The following is a 22,836-nucleotide window of genomic DNA, read 5'->3' as shown; positions in this document are numbered from 1 at the left end:
GGGAGTCCAGCCTACCCCACCGCACCGGCGCAGCCGTTGACACACGCCACACACCTGCGCGAAGCCCCGTTCAGCAGACGCCACGCCGTAGTGCTGTTCACCCGCGTGGCCCGCCCATCACCGGCAGGATCACCCCGCTGATGTAACTGGCACAGGCCGGCGAGGCCAGGAACACGTAGGCCGGCGACAGTTCCTCGGGCTGTGCAGGCCGGCCCATGTCGCTGTCCTTGCCAAATTCCGCCACGTCCTGCGCCGGCTTGTCGGCCGGGTTGAGCGGCGTCCATACCGGCCCCGGCGCCACGCAGTTGACCCGGATGCCGCGCGGCAGCAGCTGGCTGGCCAGCGATTTGGTGAACGCGTGGATCGCACCCTTGGTCGCCGAGTAATCGATCAGCGCCTTGCTGCCGAAGATTCCCGTTTCCGAACCGGTGTTGATGATGCTGGCGCCCTCGCCCAGATGCGGCAGCACCGCGCGCGCCATCTGGATGTACCCGCCGATGTTGGTCTGCAGGGTCTCCTGCAGGTGCGCGTCTTCCAGGTCTTCCAGCCGCTCGCAGTGCAGCTGGAACGCGGCGTTGTTGACCAGGATATCGATGCCGCCGAACGCCTTGGCCACCTGCTTCACCGCTTTGTCGCAGAAGCGCGGATCGCGCACGTCACCGGCGATCACCACGCAGCGACCGCCTTCGCGCTCCACGTGCTGGCGGGTGATGTCCGCGTCCTCGGCCTCGTCCAGGTGCAGCACGGCCACGTCGGCACCTTCGCGTGCGAACAGCACCGCCACCGCGCGGCCGATGCCGGAATCGCCACCGGTGACGATCGCACGCATGCCCTGCAGTTTGCCGCTGCCGGTGTAGTCGGGTGCAAGGAAACGCGGCGCCAGCTCCAGTTCGTGTTCGTGCCCGGGCTTGGCCAGCTGCTGCGCCGGCATCGCCTCCGGCTGGCGTCGTGCTCCGGCCTGGGTCGCGGTCTTCTTTGTTGCCTTCTTGGTTGCCTTCTTGGCCGCGCGGGCGTCCTTGGCCTTCTCCTGGTCCTGCAGGCGCCGCTGCCGTGCCGCAACGCGGGCGGCGCGGGGATCGCTGGCGGCGGCCTTGCGGGTTGCAGTCTTCACCACGCGCGGGCGATCGGGGTCGGCGATGGTCCTGGTTGCAGTGCTGCCTTTGCGCACCTTGGGTGAGGCTTTGCGGCGGGCGGGGGTTTTCCTGGTGGTGGCCATGCAGGTCTCCTCGGGGGGAATGGGATTGCCGGCCAGCGGCCGGCACTACCGGGCGCATGCGCCGCAGTACCGGGGGCGGCATCCGCCGCTCCTGCAGTGTCTCCACCCCTGCTGTTGGCGGCAGTGAGCGCGCCGTGTCCATGATGTGCACGGCATTCATTCCGCCACCACGTGCGCCGTCGCACCCTGCACGCAATCACACAAGGAACGCCTCCATGAAACACGCCATCGCCACCGCCGCCGTCTGCTTTGCCCTCGCCGCCTGCAGCAGCACACCGGTGGCCCAGGTACAGCCGATCGACGGTGTGATTTCCGGCCAGTGCCACAGCGACAGGGTGCGCGGCGCACTTGGCCTGGCCGCGTCGGACGCCACCGTCGCACGCGCACGGGTGGACAGCGACAGCCTGCACGTACGGGTACTGCGCCACGACGGCCCGCGGGTGCCGCCGGCCAGCGAAGGCGGCGACCGCCTGACCATCGAAAAGGGCCGCACCAACAACATCACCGCGATCTACTGCGGCTGAGCCGGCGCGCCCTGCGCAGCACGCGCAGGGTCGCCTGTTCCCACTGGCGCGGCCCACGCAGGCCGGCCAGCGTGGCCAGTTCGCCGCGCTCCCAGCCGGCGAACACGCAGGGGTCGATATAGGCCTTGCGGCACACCGCCGGGGTATTGCCCAACAGCGACGCCACTTCGCACACCACCGCGCGCTGCGCCTGCGCCAGTGCGCGCTGGCTGGCCGGTTCCGGCAGTTCGGTGGCGGCAAACGCCTGCACCGCCGCAACCGTCCCGCCCCAGGTGCGGAAATCCTTGGCAGTGAAGTCCTCGCCCATCACCTCGCGCAGGTAGTCGTTCACCGCGCCGGAGTCGACCGGCTGCAGCGCACCGTCGTCATCGCGGTACTGGAACAGGGCCTGCCCCGGCAGCTGCTGCAGGCGCCGCACCAGCAGCCCCAGCCTGCGGTCGCCCACGGTGACCTCCTGCAGCTGCCCGGACTTGCCGCGGAAGCGCATGCGCACGCGGCCACCGCGCAGCAGCTCCAGATGCCGGTTTCGCAGTGTGGTCAGTCCGAACGAACGGTTCTGCTGCGCATAGGTCTCATTGCCGACCCGCACCAGCGTGTCCGCCAACAGTGCGACCACCATGGCCAGCACCTTCTCCTTCGGGAAACCGGGGCGCTTGAGATCCCGCGACAGCCGCCGCCGCAGAGTAGGCAATGCCTCGCCAAAGGCGATGATGCGATCGAACTTGCCGGCATCGCGCTCCCTGGCCCAATCGGGGTGGTAACGGTACTGCTTGCGACCGCGCGCATCACGACCGGTGGCCTGCAGGTGGCCGTTGGCATGGGCGCAGATCCACACCGCGGTGTAGGCCGGTGGGATCGCCAGTGCGCGGATGCGTTGCAGGGTGGTGGCGTCGCGTATCGCGTGGCCATCAGCATCGCGGTAGCTGAAGCCCTTGCCGGCGCGGCGCCGGCTGATGCCCGGCTGGGTGTCGTCGACATAGCGCAGGCCGGCCGCGCGCGCTGCCTGTCGTTCGGGGGTGGAGGGAGTTGGCATGTCTCCAGTGTCGCCGTCGCCATGCCGCGATCCTGTCGATAACACAAGACAAACACGTGAGGGCCGGTTCGCCGCTATGCTCGGGTCTTCACAACCCCTTCCGGAGTCATGATGTCGTTCCCGATTCGCGCCCGTTCGCTCTCCGCCCTGTTGCTGCCGGCCGTGCTGGCCCTGACCGCCTGCCAGGCACCGGCGCTGGATGAACAGGATTCGGCCACCGCCCACGCCCAGCAGGCCGCCGAAGCAGCCAAGGCGCCGGCCGACGACGCCGGCAAGGCCACCGAGGCTCCGCCGGTCGGCACCTGCGATGCCAGCCAGGTACAGAGCCTGGTCGGCCAGGCCTACACCGATGCCCTCGGCAAGCAGGCACAGGAAGATGCAGGCGCCAGCCAGGTGCGCGTACTCAAGCCCAATGATGTGGCCACGATGGAGTTCCTCGGCGACCGCCTGAACATCGAAGTGGACGACAAGGGCGCCGTCAGCGGCGTGCGTTGCGGCTGAGTCCCGCCCCGCGCCGGCACTGGGTTGCCGGCGCGTTCCGTTGCACCTGCAACCGTGTATTGCGGCGTTGCAGCAACCTGTGATCTAGTCGAGGCATCCGGTGGCCTCACGATGCGCTCCAGGGAATGAGCGGGGACGAGTGTCGCCGCCAACCCTATACGCATCGAGGTAGAGATGGCCCCCCGCAACCGCCAAGGGCTTTACGACCCGCGCTCCGAGCGCGATGCCTGTGGCTTTGGCATGGTCGCCCAGCTCGACGATCAACCATCGCGCCTGTTGGTTGATACCGCCATCGCCGCGCTTTCGCGCATGACCCACCGTGGCGGTGTCGCCGCCGATGGCCTGACCGGTGATGGCTGCGGCCTGCTGCTGCGCCGCCCCGATGCGTTCCTGAAACTGCTGGCCAGCGAAGCCGGCATCACCACCGCCGCGCGTTTCGCCGCCGGCCTGGTATTCCTGCCGCATGACGCCGACGCTGCGCAGGCCTGCCGCGCGCAGCTGCAGGCGCAGGTGGAAGCGGTGGGCTGCAAGGTCGCTGGCTGGCGCGAGGTACCGACCGACGACAGCGTCTGCGGCCAACTGGCGCGCGACACGCTGCCGCGCATCGAGCAGGTGTTCGTCGATGCCGGGGTTGGCCAGGATGATGCCGGCTTCGCACTGGCGCTGTTCCTGGCCCGTCGCCGCAGCGAACAGCAGCTGCGCGAACACGCCGACTTCTACGTCACCACCCTCACCCCGGATGCGATCAGCTACAAGGGCATGGTGCTGCCGGACAAGCTCAGCCGCTTCTTCCCGGACCTGCAGCGCCGCGAGCTGGCCTCCAGCGCGATCGTGTTCCACCAGCGCTTCTCGACCAACACGCTGCCGCGCTGGCCGCTCGCCCACCCGTTCCGCATGCTCGCCCACAACGGCGAGATCAACACCATCGAGGGCAATCGTCGCTGGGCGCAGGCGCGCAGCAAGGTGTGGAAGACGCCGCGCTTCGATATTGGTGAATTCGACCCGGTCATCTCCATGCACGGTTCGGATTCGCAGAGCCTGGACAACATGCTGGAGCTGATGGTCGCCGGTGGCATGGAGCTGATCCAGGCGCTGCGCATCCTGGTGCCGCCCGCCACCCAGTCGCTGGAGTTCAAGGACCCGGACCTGGCCGCGTTCTACGAGTTCCACGGCCTGAACAGCGAGCCGTGGGATGGCCCGGCCGGCATCGTCGCCTGCGACAGCCGCTATGCGGTGTGTACGCTGGACCGCAACGGCCTGCGCCCGGCGCGCTGGATGCTGACCGCCGACCGCCACTTCCTGGTCGCCTCCGAGGCCGGCGTCTGGGAAGTGCCGACCGAGCGCGTGGTGCGCAAGGGCAAGCTCGGCCCCGGCGAGATGATCGCGATCGACCTCAAGCGCGGCGACCTGCTCGACTCCGACGCGGTCGACCGCATCAACCGTGGCCGTGCGCCGTACAAGCAGTGGCTGCAGCAGGGCGTGACCTACCTGCAGACCGAACTGATCGACCCGTCGCTGGTGGAGGAACCCTTCGACGAAGGCACCCTGCGCAGCTACCACAAGCTCTACCAGCTCAGCAGCGAGGAAGTGGAGCAGGTGCTGCGTCCGCTGGCCGAGACCGAGCAGGAAGCCACTGGCTCGATGGGCGATGACACGCCGATGGCGGTGCTGAGCCAGCGCAGCCGCCCGCTGTACGACTATTTCCGCCAGGCCTTCGCGCAGGTCACCAACCCGCCGATCGATCCGCTGCGCGAAGACTGCGCGATGTCCCTGTCCACCCAGCTCGGCAAGGAGACCAACATCTTCCATGCTGGCCCGGAGACGGTGAACCACGTCATCCTCAATTCGCCGGTGCTGAGCCAGCGCAAGCTGCGCCAGCTGCTGAAGATGGAGCAGTACGTGCAGGCCAACCGCCTGCTCGATCTGTCCTACAGCGAAGACGAGGGCCTGCGCGCCGGCATCGAGCGCATCTGTGCCGAGGCCGAACAGGCCGCGCGCGATGGCATGGTGATGCTGCTGCTGTCCGACCGCTACCCGGTGGCCGGACGCCCGATGGTGCATGCCCTGCTCGCCACCAGCGCCATCCACCACCACCTGTCGCGGCTGGGCCTGCGCTGCGACGTCAACCTGATCGTCGAGACCGGCACTGCGCGCGATCCGCACCACATGGCCTGCCTGCTCGGCTTCGGTGCCACCGCGGTGTACCCGTACCTGGCCTATCAGACCCTGTTCGACCTCGGCCGTCGCGGCATCCTCAAGCTCAGCAAGGGCGGTGAGCAGTCGCAGATCGGCCGCCGCTACCGCAAGGGCGTCTACAAGGGCCTGTCGAAGATCATCTCGAAGATGGGCATCTGCACCGTGGCCAGCTACCGCGGCGCGCAGCTGTTCGAGATCATCGGCCTGGAACCGGAAGTGGTGGACCTGTGCTTCCCGGATACGGCCTCGCGCATCGGTGGCGCTGGCTTCGCGCGCCTGGATGCCGACGCACGCGAGCTGTGCGCGCAGGCCTGGGACGCGCAGCAGGACGTGGACGTAGGCGGCCTGCTGAAGTACGTGCACGGCGGCGAGTACCACATGTACAACCCGGACGTGGTCACCACCCTGCAGCGCGCGGCGCGCAGCGGTGACCCGCGTGCCTGGCAGCAGTACTGCGATGCCGTGCATGCACGGCCGCCGTCGGCGTTGCGCGACCTGCTGGAACTGGTGCCGGCGGCCACGCCGGTAGCGCTGGACGAGGTGGCTCCGGCCAGTACCCTGTTCCCGCGCTTCGATACCGCGGCGATCAGCCTGGGCGCACTGTCGCCGGAAGCACATGAAGCATTGGCCATTGCCATGAACCGCCTCGGCGGCCGCAGCAATTCCGGCGAAGGCGGTGAGGATCCCGCCCGCTATGGCACCGCAAAGCGCAGCAAGATCAAGCAGGTCGCCTCGGGCCGCTTCGGCGTCACCGCTGAGTACCTGGTCAACGCCGAAGTGCTGCAGATCAAGGTCGCGCAGGGCGCCAAGCCCGGCGAGGGCGGCCAGCTGCCGGGCCACAAGGTGAACGAACTGATCGCGCGCCTGCGCTATGCCCGGCCTGGGATCGGCCTGATCTCGCCGCCGCCGCACCACGACATCTATTCGATCGAAGACCTGGCGCAGCTGATCTACGACCTCAAGCAGGTCAACCCGACCGCGCTGGTGTCGGTGAAGCTGGTCAGCCATGCCGGCGTGGGTACGATCGCCGCCGGCGTGGTCAAGGCCGGTGCCGACCTGATCACCATCTCCGGCCACGACGGCGGGACCGGTGCTTCGCCGGTCAGCTCGATCCGCTACGCCGGCGTGCCGTGGGAACTGGGCGTGGCCGAAGCGCACCAGGCGCTGCTGGCCAACGACCTGCGCGGGCGCACCCTGCTGCAGACCGATGGTGGCCTGAAGACCGGCCTGGACGTGGTCAAGGCCGCGCTGCTCGGCGCGGACAGCTTCGGCTTCGGCACCGCGCCGATGATCGTGCTGGGCTGCAAGTACCTGCGTATCTGCCACCTCAACAACTGCGCCACCGGCGTGGCCACCCAGGACGAGCGCCTGCGCGAGAACCACTTCACCGGCCAGCCCGAACGCGTGGAGAACTTCTTCCGCCTGCTGGCCGAGGAAGTGCGCGGCTGGCTGGCGTACCTGGGTGCACGTTCGCTGGAAGAGATCGTCGGCCGTACCGACCTGCTGCGGCAGATCGAGGCCGCGCCGCGTGACGGCGTGCGCGTGGACCTGTCGCGCCTGCTGGCCGATGCCCGCTACGAAGGCAGCCACTGCGCCGCCCAGCGCCTGTACGAATCGCCGGACGGCCTGGCCACGCAGATGGATGGCCTGCTGGCGCCGGCCATCGAACACAAGCGCGGTGGCGAGCATCGCTTCCTGATCCACAACACCGACCGCAGCATCGGCACGCGCCTGGCCGGTGCGGTGGCGCGCGCGCACGGCAACCAGGGCATGGCCGAGGCACCGCTGGAACTGCGCTTCCGTGGCAGCGCCGGGCAGAGCTTTGGTGCCTTCAATGTCGGTGGCCTGCACCTGGAAGTGGACGGTGAAGCCAACGACTACGTCGGCAAGGGCATGGCCGGCGGCCGCCTGGTGGTGCGCCCGCCGCGTGGCGCGCGCTTTGAAGCGCGCAGCACCGCGATCATCGGCAACACCTGCCTGTACGGCGCCACCGGTGGCGAGCTGTTCGCCGCTGGCCGCGCCGGCGAGCGTTTCGCGGTACGCAATTCCGGCGCGCTGGCGGTGGTGGAAGGTGCCGGTGACCACTGCTGCGAGTACATGACCGATGGCGTGGTGCTGGTACTGGGCAAGGTCGGCCTGAACTTCGGTGCCGGCTTCACCGGTGGCCTGGCCTACGTGCTGGACGTCGACCGCGATTTCGTCGACCGCTACAACCACGAGCTGATCGACATCCATCGCGTCTCCGCCGAGGGCTTCGAGAACTACCGCCAGCACCTGCACCGCCTGATCGGCCGCCACCGCGAGCTGACCGGCAGCATCTGGGCGCAGCAGATCCTGGACGAGTTCCGCGATTACATCGGCAAGTTCTGGCTGGTCAAACCGAAGGCCGCCAGCATCGAGTCGCTGACCGAAACCCTGCGACGCGCCGCGTAACGGTAGTGCCGGCCGCTGCCGGCAACCCAGGACCACGTAGTGCCGGCCGCTGGCCGGCGACCGCAAAACACCACAGAGCCCGCCATGAGCCGCAAGCACGCCTTCCAGTTCCTCGACCTGCCCCGCACCATGCCGCAGCGCATTCCGGTGGAACTGCGCACGTCCGGCGACTGGGGTGAGTTGTACGGCAAGTTCGGTAAGGAAGATGCCCAGTACCAGGCCGGTCGCTGCCTGGACTGCGGCAACCCCTACTGCAGCTGGAAGTGCCCGGTGCACAACGCCATTCCACAGTGGCTGCAGCTGGTGCAGGAAAACCGCATCCACGAAGCGGCCACGCTGTGCCACAGCACCAACCCGCTGCCGGAAGTGTGCGGCCGGGTCTGCCCGCAGGACCGGCTGTGCGAGGGCAGCTGCACGCTGGAAGAGTTCGGTGCGGTCACCATCGGCGCGGTCGAGAAGTACATCGTTGATACCGCGCTGGCCACGGGCTGGCGCCCGGACCTGGGCGCGGTGCAGCCGACCGGCCGCAGCGTGGCTGTGATCGGCGCCGGCCCGGCCGGGCTGGCCTGTGCCGACCGTCTGGCGCGCGCCGGCATTGCCGCCGTGGTCTACGACCGCTATGAGCAGATCGGCGGCCTGCTGCAGTTCGGCATTCCCAGCTTCAAGCTGGACAAGGATGTGATCCACCGCCGCCGCGAAGTGCTCGAGGGCATGGGCGTGCAGTTCCGCCTCGGTGTGGAGATCGGCCGTGACCTCAGCGTGCAGCAGCTGCTGGACAGCCACGATGCGGTGTTCGTCGGTACCGGCGCCTACCGCTATACCGACGGTGGCCTCGACGGCCAGGACCTGAAGGGCGTGCTGCCGGCACTGCCGTTCCTGGTGCAGAACAGCCGCATCGTCGGCGGCGATGATCCGAAGGGCCGGCCGATTGCCGGCTGGGAAGACAGCATCGCCCTGCCCGACCTCAACGGCAAGCGCGTGGTGGTGCTGGGCGGCGGTGATACCGGCATGGACTGCGTGCGCAGCGCGGTGCGGCTGGGCGCGGCCAAGGTCACCTGTGCCTACCGCCGCGACGAAGCCAACATGCCCGGCAGCGCGCGCGAAGTGGCCAATGCGCGCGAGGAAGGCGTGCGCTTCCTGTTCAACCGCCAGCCGCTGTCGATCGAAGCCGGCGCCGACGATGAGGTGATCGGCGTGACCGTGGTCGAAACCCGGCTGGGTGAGCCCGATGCCAATGGCCGCCAGAATGCGGTGCCGATCGAAGGCAGCGAATCGCTGCTGGAGGCCGACGTGGTGATCATCGCCTTCGGCTTCTCGCCAACCGTGCCGGCGTGGCTGGCCGAGCACGGCGTGGAAGGCCGGTCCAACGGCCGCATCGTGGCTGGCGGCAAGGACCGCCTGCCATTCCAGACCGCGCACCCGCGCCTGTTCGCCGGCGGTGACGCAGTGCGTGGCGCCGACCTGGTGGTGACCGCCGTGGCCGAAGGCCGCGACGCCGCCGCCAGCATCATCCGCCTACTGGCGCATTGATTCCGGCGCCAGCAGCACGGCCAGCAAGCCCCGCAGTTCCTGCGCCGCCACCGGCTTGGCCAGGAAATGATCGATGCCCGCTTCGCGGCAGGCCTCGCGGGTGCGACCCAGCGCGCTGGCCGTGAGCGCGATGATCGGGACCTGCGCGCGAACCGCGCAGGCGTCGGCGCGGATGGCCCGTGCCAAGGCAAAGCCATCCATGTGCGGCATGTGGCAGTCGGTGATGACCAGGTCGAACGCCCGCGCCTGCCAGGCCTCGAAGGCCTGGCGACCATCGGTGCAGGCGTGCACCTGCAGACCCAGATCATGCAGGCGCTGCTCCAGCAGGTGCAGGTTGGTGGGGTGATCTTCAGCTACTAGCACCCGGGCCGACGACAGTGGCCGCGCCGCCTCTGCCGGAAGCGGCAATGCCTCGGCAGGCAACTCACAGGCGTCCAGATCCAGTTCCAGCCACACGGTGGTGCCCTTGCCTGGCGCGCTGCGCAGGCACAGTTCTGCTTCCATCGATGCAGCCAGTTCACGGCAGATCGCCAGGCCCAGGCCGCTGCCGCCGAAACGGCGCGTTGTCGATGCCTCGGCCTGGGTGTAGGCAGCGAACACCGCCTGTTGCCGTTCCGGGCTGATGCCCACCCCGCTGTCACTGACCTGCAGGCGAAGACGTTGGCCGCGATCGTGCTGCTGCAGCACCTGCACCTGCAGATCCACGCCGCCATGCTCGGTGAACTTGAGCGCGTTGCCGGCAAGGTTGAACAGGATCTGGCGCAGGCGCAGGCCGTCGGCCAGCGATCCGGCCTGCAATTCCGGATCAAGTTGGATACGCAGATGCAGGCCCCGGCTGGCCGCCACCGGCATCAGCAACTGCTGCACCGCGCGCACCAGTGCCGCCACGCTCGTGGGTCGCAGCTGCGGCGGCAGTGCCTGCAGCCGTTGGCTGTGCAGCACGTCGTCCAGGATCTGCCGCAGCATCTGGGCAGCATCACCCACGGTCACCAGCACCTGTTGCTGGCGATGATCCAGATCGCTGCCCTCCAACCGCTCGAGCATGCCCAGCAGGGTGCTCATCGGCGTGCGGATCTCGTGGCTCATGGTCGCCAGGAAGTGGGCCTTGGCCAGCGCTGCCTGCTCGGCCGCACGGCGCGCCTCGGCCAGCGCATGGGTGCGCGCCTGCACTCCGCTTACGTCGATCCAGTAGCCACTCCACTCGACGTCGCCGCTGTCCAGGGACAGCGGCCGTCCATGCGAGTGGACCCAGCGCCAGCCTTGTGGCGAGCGCGTGCGGAAGGTGACATCGATCGGGCCCCGCGCCAGGGCAGCGGCGTCGACGGTGTCCATCAGCCGCGAGCGATCGTCGGGATGAACCGCTGCCAGCAGGCGCTGATGATCGATCAGGGCGGTTTCCACGCTGATTCCGAACAACGCCTGCACGTCGCCTGCGATCTGGGGAAAGCTGTAGTGGCCGGTGGCAGAGCGACGCACCTGATAGACCACCGCTGGCAGGTTCGAGGTCACCTCCTGCAGGCGTTGCGCAGCCACGCGGCGACGCTCGCTCTCGCGATGCACGCGCCAGTAGCCGAAGGCGTACACCAGCATGAGCGCCAGCAGGGTCAGCGAGGCCGGCACCAGCCAGCGCAGGGGGGACGCAGAGGGCGGGTGTCGCGGCTGGTTCGGCAGCCAGGCCGTGCGGATCGCCTCGCGTTCGTTCGCGGTCAGCTGCGACACGGCCCGCTCGAACACCGGGATGACGTCGGCGCAGGCGGGCACGGTGGCCAGCACCGGCGCGTCGTCGATTCCGGCGGGCGCAGCGATTACCAGCGGCTCGCCCTGATAGTGGCGCAACGCGGCCTCGACCTCTCCAAGATTGGCGACCACGGCATCGACCAGGCCCGTGCCCAGCAGTGACAGGGCGTCGTCGATGGGGGCGGGGGGCAACAGCTGCACGCCAGACGCCTGTTCCGTCAGCGCCCCGACCAGCGACAGCGGGTCGGGACTGGCCACGGTGCCTCCGCGCAACGCCTCCAGGCCCAGCACCGGCGATGCATCCCGGCGCCGCACAATGACCTGTGGCAGCTGCACGTAGGGCGCACTGGCCACCCACCCCGTCGGCAACTGCGAGCGCGACCAGCCCAGCAGCGCCTGGACGTCGGGCGGCACCGTTCCCTCGGCGATGGCGGCGGTTGGCAATGGCTGCATCTGCAGTGGTCGCTGCGCGCCCAGCAGCTTCAGGTACTGCGCGCTGAGCCCGCGCGGCTGGCCCTGCTCGCTGGAGGACAACGGCGCGCGGTCGGCGGGCCAGGCAATGCGCAGCGGCGTCCTGCAATCCGCAGCGGCGGCCAGGGCAGGCAACAGCAGGCCGGCCACGACCGCGGTGGCGGCACGCAGGCCAGCGGCGTTCACGATGGGCATCCTCTTCTGGCGGGCGGAATGAACGGCCGCGCAGCGGTACCGCTGCCTCTTACGCTAGCGGCGCGTGGACGAAGCGCAATGAAGAAAGTTGTAAAAACACCAAGATAGGTGAATGGCGACATACACTGCCGCTTTCACCCGTATCTGCGGAGCATTCGATGCGCATCGGCCTGGCTGCCAACCGTCTCCATCACCACGACGCGCGCGCCGCCCTGTTCCGCTGGCTGCGCGTCAGCGAACCCGGCCTGCGCGAGCTGGGCGTGTCGCTGCACGCGGTCGGCCGCACCCATGACGCGATACAGCGTCAGGGCTTCCTGACCGGATACGCGGGCCTGCATCGCTACCCCTATGGTCGCGAGGGTGGCTTGATGAAGCTGGTGGCCGAGGTGGTTGGCATGGGGCCGGATCGGACACTGGATGGCGCGGTCTACCTGATCGATCCGGTCGATCCATCCTCGGTGTTTCCGGAAGCCACGGCGCTGAAGCGGCAGTGCGTGATCCACGGCAAGCCTTTCATTTCCACCGTGGCCACCGCGCGCGACTGGATCGAGGTGGAACGCATCCATGCCGGACTGGCTGCCGATGCTGGCGCCGACGACCTGCATGCGTTCGAAGGACAGACGCTGGCGCTGATCGCGCACGACGCGATGAAGCCGGCGATGCTGGCCTTCGCCGATGAGCACTTCGATGTGCTGGCGCGGTTCGGTGAGCGGGTGGCAACCGGAACCACCGGCCAGCGCTTGAACGAGCTGGCGTGGAGCCGTGGCTGGCCCAGCGATACGCCCTGGGTGACGCGCTACCAGAGCGGCCCGATGGGCGGCGATGCGCAGATTGCCGACCGGGTACTGGAAGGGCGCTGCCAGCGCGCGATCTTCTTCGAGGATCCGCACGTAGCGCGCCAGCATGAGGCGGATATCCAGCTGCTGGAGCGCGCGGTGACGACGGTGACCGACCAGGCGGTGTGCATTACGGCGCCGCGGGTGGCGGCGCGCTGGGCGGCGGCGGCGGCGTTGCGGGCGAGGTGAGGATTTCGGCCAACGGCTGAGCCCCTCGTGGTGGGTGGTATCCGTAGGCAAAGCCGTGCTTGGCCGGGCGGGGTGGATTGCGCAAGGGTCGCTGCAAGTACGTCCTTGTAAGCTCGGTTGCCGCATCCATGCGGCTCACGCCCCTGCGCAACCCACCCCGCCCGGCCACGGACAGATTCCGCTGTGCCCACCACGGAAGAAAGAAAAGAAGAGCAGGAGCGGGTCGCGCGCTGCGCGCGCTCATGGCGCGTTGCCAGGGCGGGGAATGCTCATCCTCTGCGCAGACCCTGTGCAGCGTCGAGCCTGCCCGACTGACCGGCCCACTCTCTGGAGGAAAGCCCCTTCTGTTGAAGGGGCGCGCCGAAGGCGGGGGTAGAGGAAGAATACGTGGGCAACTGCTGTAGCGCTGGCGCTACAGCAGTTGCCGCAGCATCGCCTTCAGTCGGCGGCCTTCCAGCTGGAAGTAGTCGCGCTGTTCGCGCCAGGCGGGGAAGCGTTGTTCCACTTCGTGCCAGAACGCGGGCGAGTGGTTGGGCTGGATCAGGTGGCAGAGCTCGTGCACCAGCACGTACTCGAACGCTTCCGAACGACCGAGCACGAGGGCCAGGTCCAGTGCCATGCTGCCATCGGGGGCGAGCGAGCCCCATTGCGAGGACATCACCTTCAATCGCAGGCGGCTGGGTGCGCGCGGCAGCGTGGGCAGGTACTTCGGCAGCCAGCGGCCGACGTCGGCGCGGGTCTGTGCTTCGTAGAACTCGCGCAGCAGGCGACGCAGGGTGGCGTCACCACCACGTGTCGGCCACTGCACGCAGGCACCATGCGCGTCGATCTCCAGGCGCGCGTAGCGGCCTTCCTGCCAGCGCAGCGGCAACAGTTCGCCGCGCAGCGGCAGCACGCCGTCTTCGCCGGGCTGCAGCGGTGCCGGCAGGCCCTGGCCCTGGTACTGGCGCAGCTGCAGTGCCAGCCAGTCGCGGTGCTGTTCCAGGAAGCGTTCGCCCATCACCAGGCTTGCGCGCGGCGGCAGGGTCAGGCGCGCGCCGCGCTCGTCCACGCTCAGCTTGATCCGGCGCGCACGTGGATCGCGCACGCGCAGTACCTCGATCTCGGCATCCTCCAGGCGCAGGCGAACGGTGTCGCGCTGTACGGTGGCGGGCGGGGTCGGGCTGATCAGGCGGCGCAGCAGACGGCTCATGCGCCCAGCATAGCGCCGCTTCGGGCCGCCGGATGACCGGCGGCCGTCGGGCTGCCTGTTCAGTCAGCCTTGCTGAGCTTGAAGGCTTCTTCCAGCAACAGGAACAGACGGCGGATCTCGGCGCTCTGCAGGGCGAAGCGGGCGTCGAACTCGGCGCGGCGGCCGTCTTCGTCGGCATGCTCCAGCTGGTCCAGGGCACCGTCGAGGAACTTCAGCTTGCGCACGATCAGGTCGTCGCCGATGACGAAGGACAGGTTGTCCTCGAAGATCAGCGCCAGCTTGGTCACCTGCTTGCCGGCATCCAGGTGCTTGTCGATCTCATCGCAGCGCAGTTCCTGGTGCTGGCACTTGACCACCGCGCCGCCTTCCACCGGGTCCTTCATCTCGCACTCTTCGCCCAGGCTCAGCCCGGTCGGCAGCGGCTCGCCGGCGATCCAGCCGGTCAGGATCGAACGCGGCGCGACTTCGGCGTTCAGCGGCATCGCCGGGAAGCTGCCGAGCAGGCCGCGGATGTCGGACATGAAGTACTCGCCGGTCTTGCGGCTGGAGGTATCCACCGCGACGTAGCCGTGCTGCAGGTCGATGAAGGCGTCGTTGCGCGAGGACTTCACGAAGGCGCGCGGCAGCAGTTCATGCAGCAGGTCGTCCTTCATCCGCTTGCGTTCGCGGCCACCCGGGCGGCGGCCTTCCTTCTCCTCGATCTCCTCCAGCTTGCGCTCGAGCAGGTCGTTGACCACCGCCGCCGGCAGGATCTTGTCCTCGCCGCCCACGGTCAGCCACAGGTGTTCGGCGATGCGGTGGGAGAGCAGTTCCTTCTCCTCGCGGCCGAACGGCGAGATGAAGCCGCGCGAATTCATTTCCAGTGCGCCGACCGGCTTCAGCAGGGCGTGCGGCAGCAGCGTGTCGACTTCGGAAAAATCGGTGGTGGTCGGGAAACGGAAGAACGTCAGGTTGCGAAAGAACATGGAATTCCGGATGGCAAAGAGGAAGGGCGACCGACCTTAAACGGTGGGCGTCTCGGGATCTGCGTCGGCGTCGGCCGGGGAACCGGCCAGCCAGGCATGGGCGTCGGGCAGCGGCGCGTCGTCGCGACGGCCCAGCGCCATGAAGTCGAACAGGGTGGTGTCGGCCAGCTGCGAGGGCCGGACTTCGCCCATGGCGCGCGCGATCTGCTCGATGCGGCCCGGGTGGTCCTTCTCCCACTGCTTCAGCATCAGGCCGACCTGGCGGCGCTGCAGGTTCTCCTGGCTGCCGCACAGGTTGCAGGGAATGATCGGGAACTGGCGTGCCTGCGCGTAGTCGACGATGTCGCTCTCGCGCACGTAGGCCAGCGGCCGGATCACCACATGCTTGCCGTCATCGCTGCGCAGCTTCGGCGGCATGCCCGACAGCTTGGCGTGGTGGAACAGGTTCATGAAGAACGTGGCCACCATGTCGTCGCGGTGGTGGCCCAGCGCGATCTTGGTGAAGCCGTGGGTCTCGGCGTAGTTGTACAGCGCGCCACGACGCAGGCGCGAGCACAGCGAACACATGGTCTTGCCTTCCGGGATGACCCGGCTGACCACCGAATAGGTGTCCTGCTCGATGATGTGGTACGGCACGCCCAGCCCGGCCAGGTACTCCGGCAGCACGTGCTCGGGGAAGTCCGGCTGCTTCTGGTCCAGGTTCACCGCCACCAGCTCGAACGGCACCGGCGCCTTCTTCTGCAGCTGCAGCAGCACGTCCAGCAGGGTGTAGCTGTCCTTGCCGCCGGACAGGCAGACCATCACCTTGTCGCCGGCCTCGATCATGCCGAAGTCGGCAATCGCCTCGCCGACCTGGCGGCGCAGGCGCTTGGCCAGCTTGTGCTGCTCGCGCTCGGCCACGCGCGGATCGCGGGCGGCGCGTGGCTGGGGATCAGGGAGGGAAATCACGGCACTCATGGGCTCCATTCTAACGGCTCGGAGCGGCCACGGCCGGGGGTCGGGATTCCCCTCTCCCGGCGGTCATCATCGCTGTGTATCCTCGAAGCCGTGGATACCTACGACCCCGCCGAGATTGTCGAACGCCTCGCCGCCCTGCGCGCCGAGCACCGCCTGCTGGATGAACAGATCACCCGCATGGCCGCCAACGGCGAGGACGAGCTGGAAGCCAAGCGCCTGAAGCGGCGCAAGCTGCAGTTGAAGGACTGCATTGCCAGGCTGGAAAGCCTGCAGATTCCCGACGAACCGGCCTAAGGACCGTCCTGGTGGGTGCCAACCCTGGTTGGCACGGCTGGAAGGTGTGGACCAAGGTCCACACCCACCGCATGGCCCGGCGCTGCCTTCAATCCTGCGGCGCCGGCTCGTCCGGGCGCGCTGCTTCCGGGCTGACCCGTTCGATGGTGTGGCGCAGCTCGCGGCCGAGGATGAACTTGGCGTCCTTGGCCCAGGCATCCAGGCGCTCGTCGAACAGCAGCTTGCTGTTCTCGTCCGGCCACACCAGGCGCAGTTCGCGCAGCTTCTGGATGAAGCCGCGGAACAGGGTGCGGTCGAAGAACTCCGGCGCGGCCGGTGCATAGAGCAGACTCAGACGCTGCGCCGCCTGCTGGCACAGGCTTTCCAGCTCGGCCGCGCCCAGCACGCCCGGGCCGTTCTTCACCAGCACCGAAATGGCGATGTAGTAGCGCTCGAAGGCCTGCTGCAGCGAGTGGCCGATCGCACGCAGGCGGAACACCTCGTCGGTCTGCCCGGTGTTGCGCGCCAAGATGCCGCCGTCGTCGTCATTGACGTTCTGCAGCAGGCCCTCACGCACGAACACGTTGATGGTCTGGTCGATGCGCTGTGCGAATTCGTCCTCGCTCCACGGCAGGAACAGCTCGGCCTGCAGGAACGGGTACACCGTGCGGCCCAGCTGGACCAGGCCGGTACGGCTCATGCGGCGGTTGTTCTGGAAGCAGCAGGCCACCCACGACGAGGCGGTGAACAGGTGCAGCACGTTGTTGCGGAAGTAGCTCAGCAGCACCGCGGTATCGCCGCTGACGCTGAGCACGTCGCCCAGCGGGTGCTTGATGCGGGTGAGGACGTTGATTTCCTCGGCGTGGGCGATGATCCGCTCCGGCGAGTGCGGGGTCACCGTCACCCGGTCCGAATACGGCATCTCGACCAGCAGCGTCTTGCACAGCTCGATCTGCGCGATCAGGTCGGCCTCGCCCATCGCGTGCTTCGGCGTGGACAGCAGGGCCAGCGCCAGCAGGTTGATCGGATTGACGTCAGCTGCGCCGTTGATGCGCACCTGGATGCGTTCGGCCAGCGTGTCCACCGTGGTCGACAGCCAGGCTGGCTTCTCGTCCTCGGACACCGCCTCGCCCTTCCACTCCGGCGCCTTCTCGGCCAGTACGTCGTTCAGTGCGATCGGTTCGCCGAAGTTCACCACCACCTGGCCGTAGTTCTGCTTGAGCACCTTCGGGATGCCCCACAGCAGCGACCAGATCGATTCCTTTTCCTTCGGCCGGCCGGACAGTTCGTCCAGGTAGCTGCCGCCTTCCATCAGCTTCTCGTAGCCGATGTAGATGGGCTGGAACAGCACCGGCTTGCGCGGCTGGCGCAGGAACGCACGCAGCGTCATCGAGATCATGCCGCCCTTGGGCTGCAGCAGTCGGCCGGTACGCGAGCGGCCGCCTTCGACGAAGTACTCCAGCGAGTAGCCGCCGGCCACCAGCTGCGCGACGTACTCACTGAGCACGGCCGAGTACAGCGCGTTGCCACGGATCGAGCGGCGGATGAAGAACGCACCGCCCTTGCGCAGCAGGGTGCCGACCACCGGCAGGTTCAGGTTGATGCCGGCCACGATGTGCGGCGGCACGATGCCACGGTCGTACAGCAGGTAGGACAGCAGCAGGTAGTCCATGTGGCTGCGGTGGCTGGGCACGTAGACCACTTCGTGACCCGGCGCGGCGGCCTTGAACTTGTCCAGATGGTGCACCAGCACGCCCGCATAGATGCGGTTCCACACGTGGCTGAGCATGAAGCTGGCCGAGCGCACCACCGGGCTGGAATAGTCCGCGGCGATTTCCCAGGCGTAGGCGTGTGCCTTCTTCCAGGCATCGGCCGTCTTCGAATTGTCGCGCTTGGCCTGCGCGGCGATCGCTTCGCGCACCGGTTCGGCGGCCAGCACCTGGTCCACCAGCAGGCGACGGGTCGACAGGTCGGGGCCGATCACCGATTCACGGATGCGGCGGAAATGGGTGCGCAGCACGCGCTGCAGCTTGCGTACCGTGCGTTCCGGCTCCAGGCCTTCGTCGATGATGGAACGCAGCGAGATCGGCGGCGCGAAGCGGACGATGGTGCTGCGGCCATTGAGCAGCACCGCCAGCAGGCGGCGGAAGCGGCCGACCAGCGCCCAGTTTTCCGAGAACAGCACCGCGAACCAGCCGCTCTGCTTGTCCGGCGCGCGGCCGACGAAGATCGACACCGGCACCAGGTGCACGTCCAGGTCATCGCGCACGCGATGTGCCTGCAGGACCTTGGCCAGCGAGTCGGAATGGGTCTTGGCACCGCGCTGCTCGGGGATCAGCGAATTGCTGGAGCTGCGCCGCGACAGCGCCAGGTAGGCGCGCTTGCGGCCGGTCGGGTCACCGGCCAGCGGCACCAGCGGCGACGGCAGGCCGGCCTGGCGGCAGGCCTTGTCCAGGATCAGCGCGTTGGACAGGCCGTAGTCTTCCAGCACGTACATGACCGGGCGGCCATCGTTGTACTGGCCCGGGTCTTCCGGCTCGATCTTCAGCGACAGCCACGGCTCGACCAGGCGGCCCAGCAACCGTGCCCACAGTGGGCGTCGGCCGGCCGGACGCGCGTGCACGGGCGGCGGTACCGGGTTCGGGCCGGTACCGGTCGAGGGGGACGCCGGCACCGTATCGGCGGGCGTCGACTGGGATTCTTCGCCGGGGAACGGCAGCGGGTTCTGTTTCGACATCGGCGCCATTATGGCTTAGGCGGCGGCGTTGCCGCTTCCCCACCCTCGGCGGGGGCTTCAGCCGGCGACGGCGACGCAGCGGCGCGGGCCGCCTCGGCCTTGCGCAGCAGCGCGTCGGTGTCGGCCAGGGTGCGGGTCAGGTACCAGTGGCCTTCGCGGCGGCTCAGCGGCAGCTGCAGGCTCATCTCGCGACCGGCGAGGTCGTAGCGCAGGCGTACCAGGGCGTTGTCACCTTCCACCGACAGCAGTTCGCCGCGCACGCTGCGCAACGCGTCGTCCACGCCCAGCCCGTAGCTGCCCAGCACCGCCTTGAGGGTGTGGATGAACGGCGCCAGCTGCGCCAGGCTGCCTTCCATGCCCGCGGCCTGCAGGCCGGCTTCGTCGTCGAAGCCGACCTTGTTGGCGGCGCCGACCAGCGCGGCGATGGTGCTGCGTGCGCGGGCCCGGTCACTGATCGGGGCACCCTGCGCCCAGCTGGCCAGGGTTTCGACCAGGGCGATGTAATGCGCCTGTTGCCCAGGCGTATAGCCCTTCTGGTGGCGAAGGTACTGCACACCGAAGTTGCCCATCGATTGCGCGGCCTGGCGAACCGCGCCGGCCTGTCCGGCCAGCTGGCGATCGAAGCTGCGCTGCAGTTCGGCGCTGGCATTGGGCTTGCGCAGTGCGGCCAGCATCGGCAGCAGCTGGTCACCCAGCGGCAGTTCGGTCAGCGGCCACTGGCTGTGGCCTTCGGTCCAGGCCTGTTGCAGGCGCTGGTACTGGCTGGGCGGTACCGACAGCTTTGCATAGCCGACCAGATCGTCCTCGGCCAGGCGCAGCGCCATGGCCTGCACCGCCGCGACCGGCTCGGCCGCCGGCTTGGCCGGGTCCTGGGCCGATTCACGACACGCCGCCACGGCCAGCAGCAGCATGGCTGCCAGCCCCCATCCACGCGCAGACCTTCCTCGCACTGCCACGCTCATGCACTCGGACTCCCCGGACCGGTCCGCATCTTGCGGCCTGTGACGTGACAGCGGCAAGCCGGGACGTCACGGTTTCCGCTGTTGCTTGTGCAAGTCACTGATGGGAATAAAAAAAGAGCCGGGATCACGGGGATCACAGGCTCTTCAAACCGGCGCAGGGCCGGTGGACAGTGTTGTGGCACATGTCCGGCCCGAGGACCGGATGGCGGCGATCCTACGCTGCCGCTCAAGTTAAGGCAACACTTCACGTAGTGCGGCCTAAATTATTGATTTTATTGATCGTCCTGATGCCTGGCATGGAGGCCATGAAATCTACGGCAGGTTTTGCGGCGATTCGGGCACAACCGCTCGGTGGACGGATGCAGAAACGCCATCCCGCGCGGGTCGGGATGGCGTTCGGGCCTGCAGCCTGCGCAACGGAATCTCAGCGCGCAGCCAGCGCCGACGCGATTTCCTGCTGGATGGCCCGCGCCGCGGCCTGCGGATCGGTGGCCAGGCGGATCGGGCGACCAACCACGATGGCATCGGCGCCATCGGCAAAGGCCTGGGCCACGCCAACGGTACGCTTCTGGTCATCGCCGACCGGGCCACCGGGGCGGATGCCCGGGCAGACGATCGAGAACCCGGCGCCGGTAGCGGCGCGGATCGGGCCGGCTTCCTGGCCCGAGGCGATCACGCCATCGATACCGGCCGCCTGCGCGGCCAGCGCGCGTTCGACCACTACGTCCACCGGTTCACGGTCGATGCCCATCTGCGCCAGGTCCGGGCGGCCCATCGAGGTCAGCACGGTCACCGCCAGCAGGCGCATGTCGCTGCTGTTGGCGGCGGCGCAGGCTTCCATCATCGCCGGGTGCCAGCCGTGGATGGTGGCGTAGCTGACCGGCCACTGCGACAGGCGCTTGATCACCGCCGCGGCAGTGGCCGGGATATCGAAGAACTTCAGGTCGACGAACACGCGCTTGTCGCGGCGGGCCAGCTCGTCCAGCACCTGGAAGTACTCGCCCGACGCCAGCAGTTCCATGCCGATCTTGTAGAACGCCACGCTGTCGCCGAGGCGGTCGACCCACTCCAGCGCCTGCGCGCGATCAGGCACGTCCAGCGCGAAGATCAGGCGCTCGTCATCGCGCAGCGGCAGCGGCGCGCGGCTCACGGCGCGTAGTCCAGGGCAGCGCGCTTGGCGTCGTGGCGGGCCTGGCGCGACTGGCTGTAGTCATTGTTGAACTGCGCCGGCTCGAAACCGCCGTAGGTCGGGTTCGGCAGCATCCACCAGCGCTCGCCGAACCAGTCGTGGTACTGCTGCAGCAGGGCGTCACGGCCTTCGTTGGTGTTGGCGGTCACTTCCACGAAGTCGCCCAGCTGGTCGCCGAACTGCATCAGCACGCGGTACTTCTGCCCGGCCAGGCGGCGGCGGCAGTTCTTCTCGCTGCCGGCCTGCTCGCAGCCTTCGACCACGGTGCCCAGGCCCAGGAACACGCTGTCATCGGCCACCGGCAGGCCCTGCTCGCGCAGGTTGGCCAGGGTCGCGTCCTTAAGGTGCACGGCGCGGTTGGAGATGTACAGCAGGGTTACGCCCTTGGCGTTGGCGGCCTTGGCGAAATCGACCACGCCCGGAATGGCCTTGGCCTTCTTTTCGGCCACCCACTGGTCCCAGCTCAGCTCGTCGTATTCCTTGCCGTCGCGCACCAGGCGCGCCTGGTAGGGCGAGTTGTCCAGCACGGTCTCATCCACGTCCAGCACCACGGCCGGCTTCAGGCCCTTGGCCTCGTTGCCGCGTTCCTCCGGCACCAGCGCATCCCAGTGCGCTTCCTTCAGCGCGGCGTCCAGGTGGTCGGCGGCGGCGCGGTAGGTCTGCTCGGTGATTGCCTTGTACTCCTGCGCGCGCTGCATCCACAGCACGGCGTTGAGATTGTCGTTGGCGGTCGCATCAAGCGCGCCATCAGCCTTGGCAGCGGCGGCCGGGGCCTCCGGGGCAGCGGCTTCGGCAGCAGGCGCATCCACGCGCTTGCAGGCGGACAGGCCCAGCGCCGCAGTGGCGAGCAGGGTCAGGGACAGGGAAACGGGACGACGCATGGATTCACCGGCAATCAGATATACCGGCGCATTTTACCGGCAAAGGCGGCCCCGGGACGGCTATGCTTGGCGGTTGACCCGTTGCCCTTCCGGAGGCCGCCATGACCGATTCCGTCCAGACCCCCGACGTCCCCCTGCTCGACGCCGTGCAGGCCCGCCTGCTGGGTTGCCTGGTGGAAAAGGAGGCGACCACGCCGGACACCTATCCACTGACGGTCAATGCCGCCCAATCGGCTGCCAACCAGAAGACTGCCCGCGAGCCGGTGATGAACATCGACGCCGGCAGCGTGCAGCACGCGCTGCGCCAGCTGGAGGCGTTGGGCCTGGCCCGCCAGCACTTTTCCTCGCGCGCGGACCGCTACGAGCACCGCCTGCAGGCCGCGCTGGACCTGACCCGGCAGCAGACCGTGCTGCTGGCGCTGCTGTTGCTGCGTGGGCCGCAGACGCTGGGCGAACTGATCACGCGCAGCGAGCGCCTGCACCGCTTCGCCGACACCGACGAAGCCCGCCACGCCATCGAGCGCCTGCAGCAGCGCGCGCTGCTGGTGGTGCTGCCGCGTGCCAGTGGGCAGCGCGAAGACCGCTACATGCACCTGCTGTGCGGGGAAGTGGACGGTGCGGCGCTGGCGGCCAGGTACGCCAGCAGCGGCGGTGGCAGCAGCGATGCAGCCGACCCGGGCCTGGCCGAGCGCGTGGCCCAGCTGGAAGCGGCCGTGGCCGAACTGCAGGCACAGCTGGCCGAACTGCGCGGCTGAGGGGTGGGTGCCGACCGTTGGTCGGCACTGCATCTGAATCGTGCCGACCAACGGTCGGCACCTA

17 protein-coding genes are annotated in these 22,836 nt (G+C 68.5%); 7 read left to right on the top strand and 10 right to left on the bottom strand.

Annotation, left to right across the window (positions count from 1 at the left end; translation table 11 throughout):
- Window positions 1–97: 97 nt before the first annotated feature.
- Window positions 98–1,216, bottom strand: coding sequence for an SDR family oxidoreductase (locus AC5P5X_RS11610; protein ID WP_005411829.1), 1,119 nt, complete (start codon window positions 1,214–1,216; stop codon window positions 98–100).
- A gap of 215 nt (window positions 1,217–1,431) precedes the next feature.
- Between AC5P5X_RS11610 and AC5P5X_RS11605 the strand changes: the two genes are divergently transcribed.
- Window positions 1,432–1,740, top strand: coding sequence for a putative periplasmic lipoprotein (locus tag AC5P5X_RS11605; protein WP_005407511.1), 309 nt, complete (start codon window positions 1,432–1,434; stop codon window positions 1,738–1,740).
- On the opposite strand, the gene AC5P5X_RS11600 is transcribed toward AC5P5X_RS11605, so the two are convergent.
- Window positions 1,718–2,773 (bottom strand): DNA topoisomerase IB, encoded by a 1,056-nt coding sequence (locus AC5P5X_RS11600; RefSeq protein WP_005407510.1) that lies wholly within the window; start codon window positions 2,771–2,773, stop codon window positions 1,718–1,720. The two genes, AC5P5X_RS11605 and AC5P5X_RS11600, sit on opposite strands and share 23 nt — an antisense overlap.
- 111 nt (window positions 2,774–2,884) lie before the next feature.
- Between AC5P5X_RS11600 and AC5P5X_RS11595 the strand changes: the two genes are divergently transcribed.
- From AC5P5X_RS11595 to AC5P5X_RS11585, 3 genes are all read left to right on the top strand, one after another.
- A complete protein-coding gene (locus AC5P5X_RS11595) occupies window positions 2,885–3,274 on the top strand; it encodes an I78 family peptidase inhibitor (protein ID WP_005407509.1) in 390 nt (129 codons plus the stop codon).
- Window positions 3,275–3,448: 174 nt separating this feature from the next.
- The gene (gene gltB, locus AC5P5X_RS11590) at window positions 3,449–7,903 is read left to right on the top strand and encodes a glutamate synthase large subunit (RefSeq protein WP_111189537.1); all 4,455 of its coding nucleotides are present in this window, start codon (window positions 3,449–3,451) and stop codon (window positions 7,901–7,903) included.
- An 84-nt stretch (window positions 7,904–7,987) separates the two neighbouring features.
- Window positions 7,988–9,433: an FAD-dependent oxidoreductase gene (locus AC5P5X_RS11585; RefSeq protein ID WP_012478696.1), complete on the top strand. Its 1,446-nt coding sequence runs from the start codon at window positions 7,988–7,990 to the stop codon at window positions 9,431–9,433.
- Here the strand turns inward: AC5P5X_RS11585 and AC5P5X_RS11580 are convergent.
- A complete protein-coding gene (locus AC5P5X_RS11580; RefSeq protein WP_044571112.1) occupies window positions 9,419–11,827 on the bottom strand; it encodes an ATP-binding protein in 2,409 nt (802 codons plus the stop codon). The genes AC5P5X_RS11585 and AC5P5X_RS11580 overlap by 15 nt on opposite strands.
- Window positions 11,828–11,994: 167 nt before the next feature.
- On the opposite strand from AC5P5X_RS11580, the gene AC5P5X_RS11575 reads away from it, so the two are divergent.
- On the top strand, window positions 11,995–12,861 hold the full coding sequence (locus tag AC5P5X_RS11575) for a methylglyoxal synthase (protein WP_049449746.1): 867 nt from the start codon (window positions 11,995–11,997) through the stop codon (window positions 12,859–12,861).
- A gap of 412 nt (window positions 12,862–13,273) precedes the next feature.
- Here the strand turns inward: AC5P5X_RS11575 and AC5P5X_RS11570 are convergent, their stop codons facing one another.
- Genes AC5P5X_RS11570 through ttcA form a run of 3 tightly spaced genes read right to left on the bottom strand, consistent with a single transcriptional unit; the run spans window position 13,274 to window position 15,975 of the window.
- Window positions 13,274–14,053 (bottom strand): M48 family metallopeptidase, encoded by a 780-nt coding sequence (locus tag AC5P5X_RS11570; RefSeq protein ID WP_032128692.1) that lies wholly within the window; start codon window positions 14,051–14,053, stop codon window positions 13,274–13,276.
- A gap of 59 nt (window positions 14,054–14,112) precedes the next feature.
- Window positions 14,113–15,018, bottom strand: coding sequence for a recombination-associated protein RdgC (locus AC5P5X_RS11565; protein WP_005411825.1), 906 nt, complete (start codon window positions 15,016–15,018; stop codon window positions 14,113–14,115).
- A gap of 36 nt (window positions 15,019–15,054) precedes the next feature.
- Window positions 15,055–15,975, bottom strand: coding sequence for a tRNA 2-thiocytidine(32) synthetase TtcA (gene ttcA, locus AC5P5X_RS11560; protein WP_171956739.1), 921 nt, complete (start codon window positions 15,973–15,975; stop codon window positions 15,055–15,057).
- Between the two features lie 90 nt (window positions 15,976–16,065).
- Between ttcA and AC5P5X_RS11555 the strand changes: the two genes are divergently transcribed.
- Complete coding sequence (locus AC5P5X_RS11555; protein WP_005407501.1) at window positions 16,066–16,269, top strand: YdcH family protein; 204 nt, start codon at window positions 16,066–16,068, stop codon at window positions 16,267–16,269.
- An 88-nt stretch (window positions 16,270–16,357) separates the two neighbouring features.
- Here the strand turns inward: AC5P5X_RS11555 and plsB are convergent, their stop codons facing one another.
- From plsB to AC5P5X_RS11535, 4 genes are all read right to left on the bottom strand, one after another.
- Window positions 16,358–18,994 (bottom strand): glycerol-3-phosphate 1-O-acyltransferase PlsB, encoded by a 2,637-nt coding sequence (gene plsB / locus AC5P5X_RS11550; protein ID WP_044569309.1) that lies wholly within the window; start codon window positions 18,992–18,994, stop codon window positions 16,358–16,360.
- Window positions 18,994–19,947: a hypothetical protein gene (locus tag AC5P5X_RS11545; RefSeq protein WP_012478691.1), complete on the bottom strand. Its 954-nt coding sequence runs from the start codon at window positions 19,945–19,947 to the stop codon at window positions 18,994–18,996. The genes plsB and AC5P5X_RS11545 overlap by 1 nt, the downstream gene beginning before the upstream one ends.
- 424 nt (window positions 19,948–20,371) lie before the next feature.
- Window positions 20,372–21,097 (bottom strand): orotidine-5'-phosphate decarboxylase, encoded by a 726-nt coding sequence (pyrF, locus tag AC5P5X_RS11540; protein WP_005411820.1) that lies wholly within the window; start codon window positions 21,095–21,097, stop codon window positions 20,372–20,374.
- Window positions 21,094–22,017 carry a 5'-nucleotidase, lipoprotein e(P4) family gene (locus tag AC5P5X_RS11535; RefSeq protein WP_021202272.1) on the bottom strand — a complete coding sequence of 308 codons (924 nt, stop codon included), beginning with the start codon at window positions 22,015–22,017 and terminating at the stop codon, window positions 21,094–21,096. The genes pyrF and AC5P5X_RS11535 overlap by 4 nt, the downstream gene beginning before the upstream one ends.
- Before the next feature lie 101 nt (window positions 22,018–22,118).
- Between AC5P5X_RS11535 and AC5P5X_RS11530 the strand changes: the two genes are divergently transcribed.
- On the top strand, window positions 22,119–22,772 hold the full coding sequence (locus AC5P5X_RS11530) for a YceH family protein (RefSeq protein WP_012478689.1): 654 nt from the start codon (window positions 22,119–22,121) through the stop codon (window positions 22,770–22,772).
- Window positions 22,773–22,836 lie beyond the last annotated feature (64 nt).

The organism is Stenotrophomonas sp. YJH_SMC_91 (assembly GCF_059368495.1).
This window is presented reverse-complemented; position numbering and strand designations above follow the sequence as displayed.

Bases quoted from the DNA above. Each gene is read 5' to 3' on its own strand.
- AC5P5X_RS11610 (WP_005411829.1), bottom strand. From the start codon at position 1,216: ATGGCCACCACCAGGAAAACCCCCGCCCGCCGCAAAGCCTCACCCAAG.
- AC5P5X_RS11605 (WP_005407511.1), top strand. From the start codon at position 1,432: ATGAAACACGCCATCGCCACCGCCGCCGTCTGCTTTGCCCTCGCCGCC.
- AC5P5X_RS11600 (WP_005407510.1), bottom strand. From the start codon at position 2,773: ATGCCAACTCCCTCCACCCCCGAACGACAGGCAGCGCGCGCGGCCGGC.
- AC5P5X_RS11595 (WP_005407509.1), top strand. From the start codon at position 2,885: ATGTCGTTCCCGATTCGCGCCCGTTCGCTCTCCGCCCTGTTGCTGCCG.
- gltB (WP_111189537.1), top strand. From the start codon at position 3,449: ATGGCCCCCCGCAACCGCCAAGGGCTTTACGACCCGCGCTCCGAGCGC.
- AC5P5X_RS11585 (WP_012478696.1), top strand. From the start codon at position 7,988: ATGAGCCGCAAGCACGCCTTCCAGTTCCTCGACCTGCCCCGCACCATG.
- AC5P5X_RS11575 (WP_049449746.1), top strand. From the start codon at position 11,995: ATGCGCATCGGCCTGGCTGCCAACCGTCTCCATCACCACGACGCGCGC.
- AC5P5X_RS11570 (WP_032128692.1), bottom strand. From the start codon at position 14,053: ATGAGCCGTCTGCTGCGCCGCCTGATCAGCCCGACCCCGCCCGCCACC.
- AC5P5X_RS11565 (WP_005411825.1), bottom strand. From the start codon at position 15,018: ATGTTCTTTCGCAACCTGACGTTCTTCCGTTTCCCGACCACCACCGAT.
- ttcA (WP_171956739.1), bottom strand. From the start codon at position 15,975: ATGAGTGCCGTGATTTCCCTCCCTGATCCCCAGCCACGCGCCGCCCGC.
- plsB (WP_044569309.1), bottom strand. From the start codon at position 18,994: ATGGCGCCGATGTCGAAACAGAACCCGCTGCCGTTCCCCGGCGAAGAA.
- AC5P5X_RS11545 (WP_012478691.1), bottom strand. From the start codon at position 19,947: ATGAGCGTGGCAGTGCGAGGAAGGTCTGCGCGTGGATGGGGGCTGGCA.
- AC5P5X_RS11535 (WP_021202272.1), bottom strand. From the start codon at position 22,017: ATGCGTCGTCCCGTTTCCCTGTCCCTGACCCTGCTCGCCACTGCGGCG.
- AC5P5X_RS11530 (WP_012478689.1), top strand. From the start codon at position 22,119: ATGACCGATTCCGTCCAGACCCCCGACGTCCCCCTGCTCGACGCCGTG.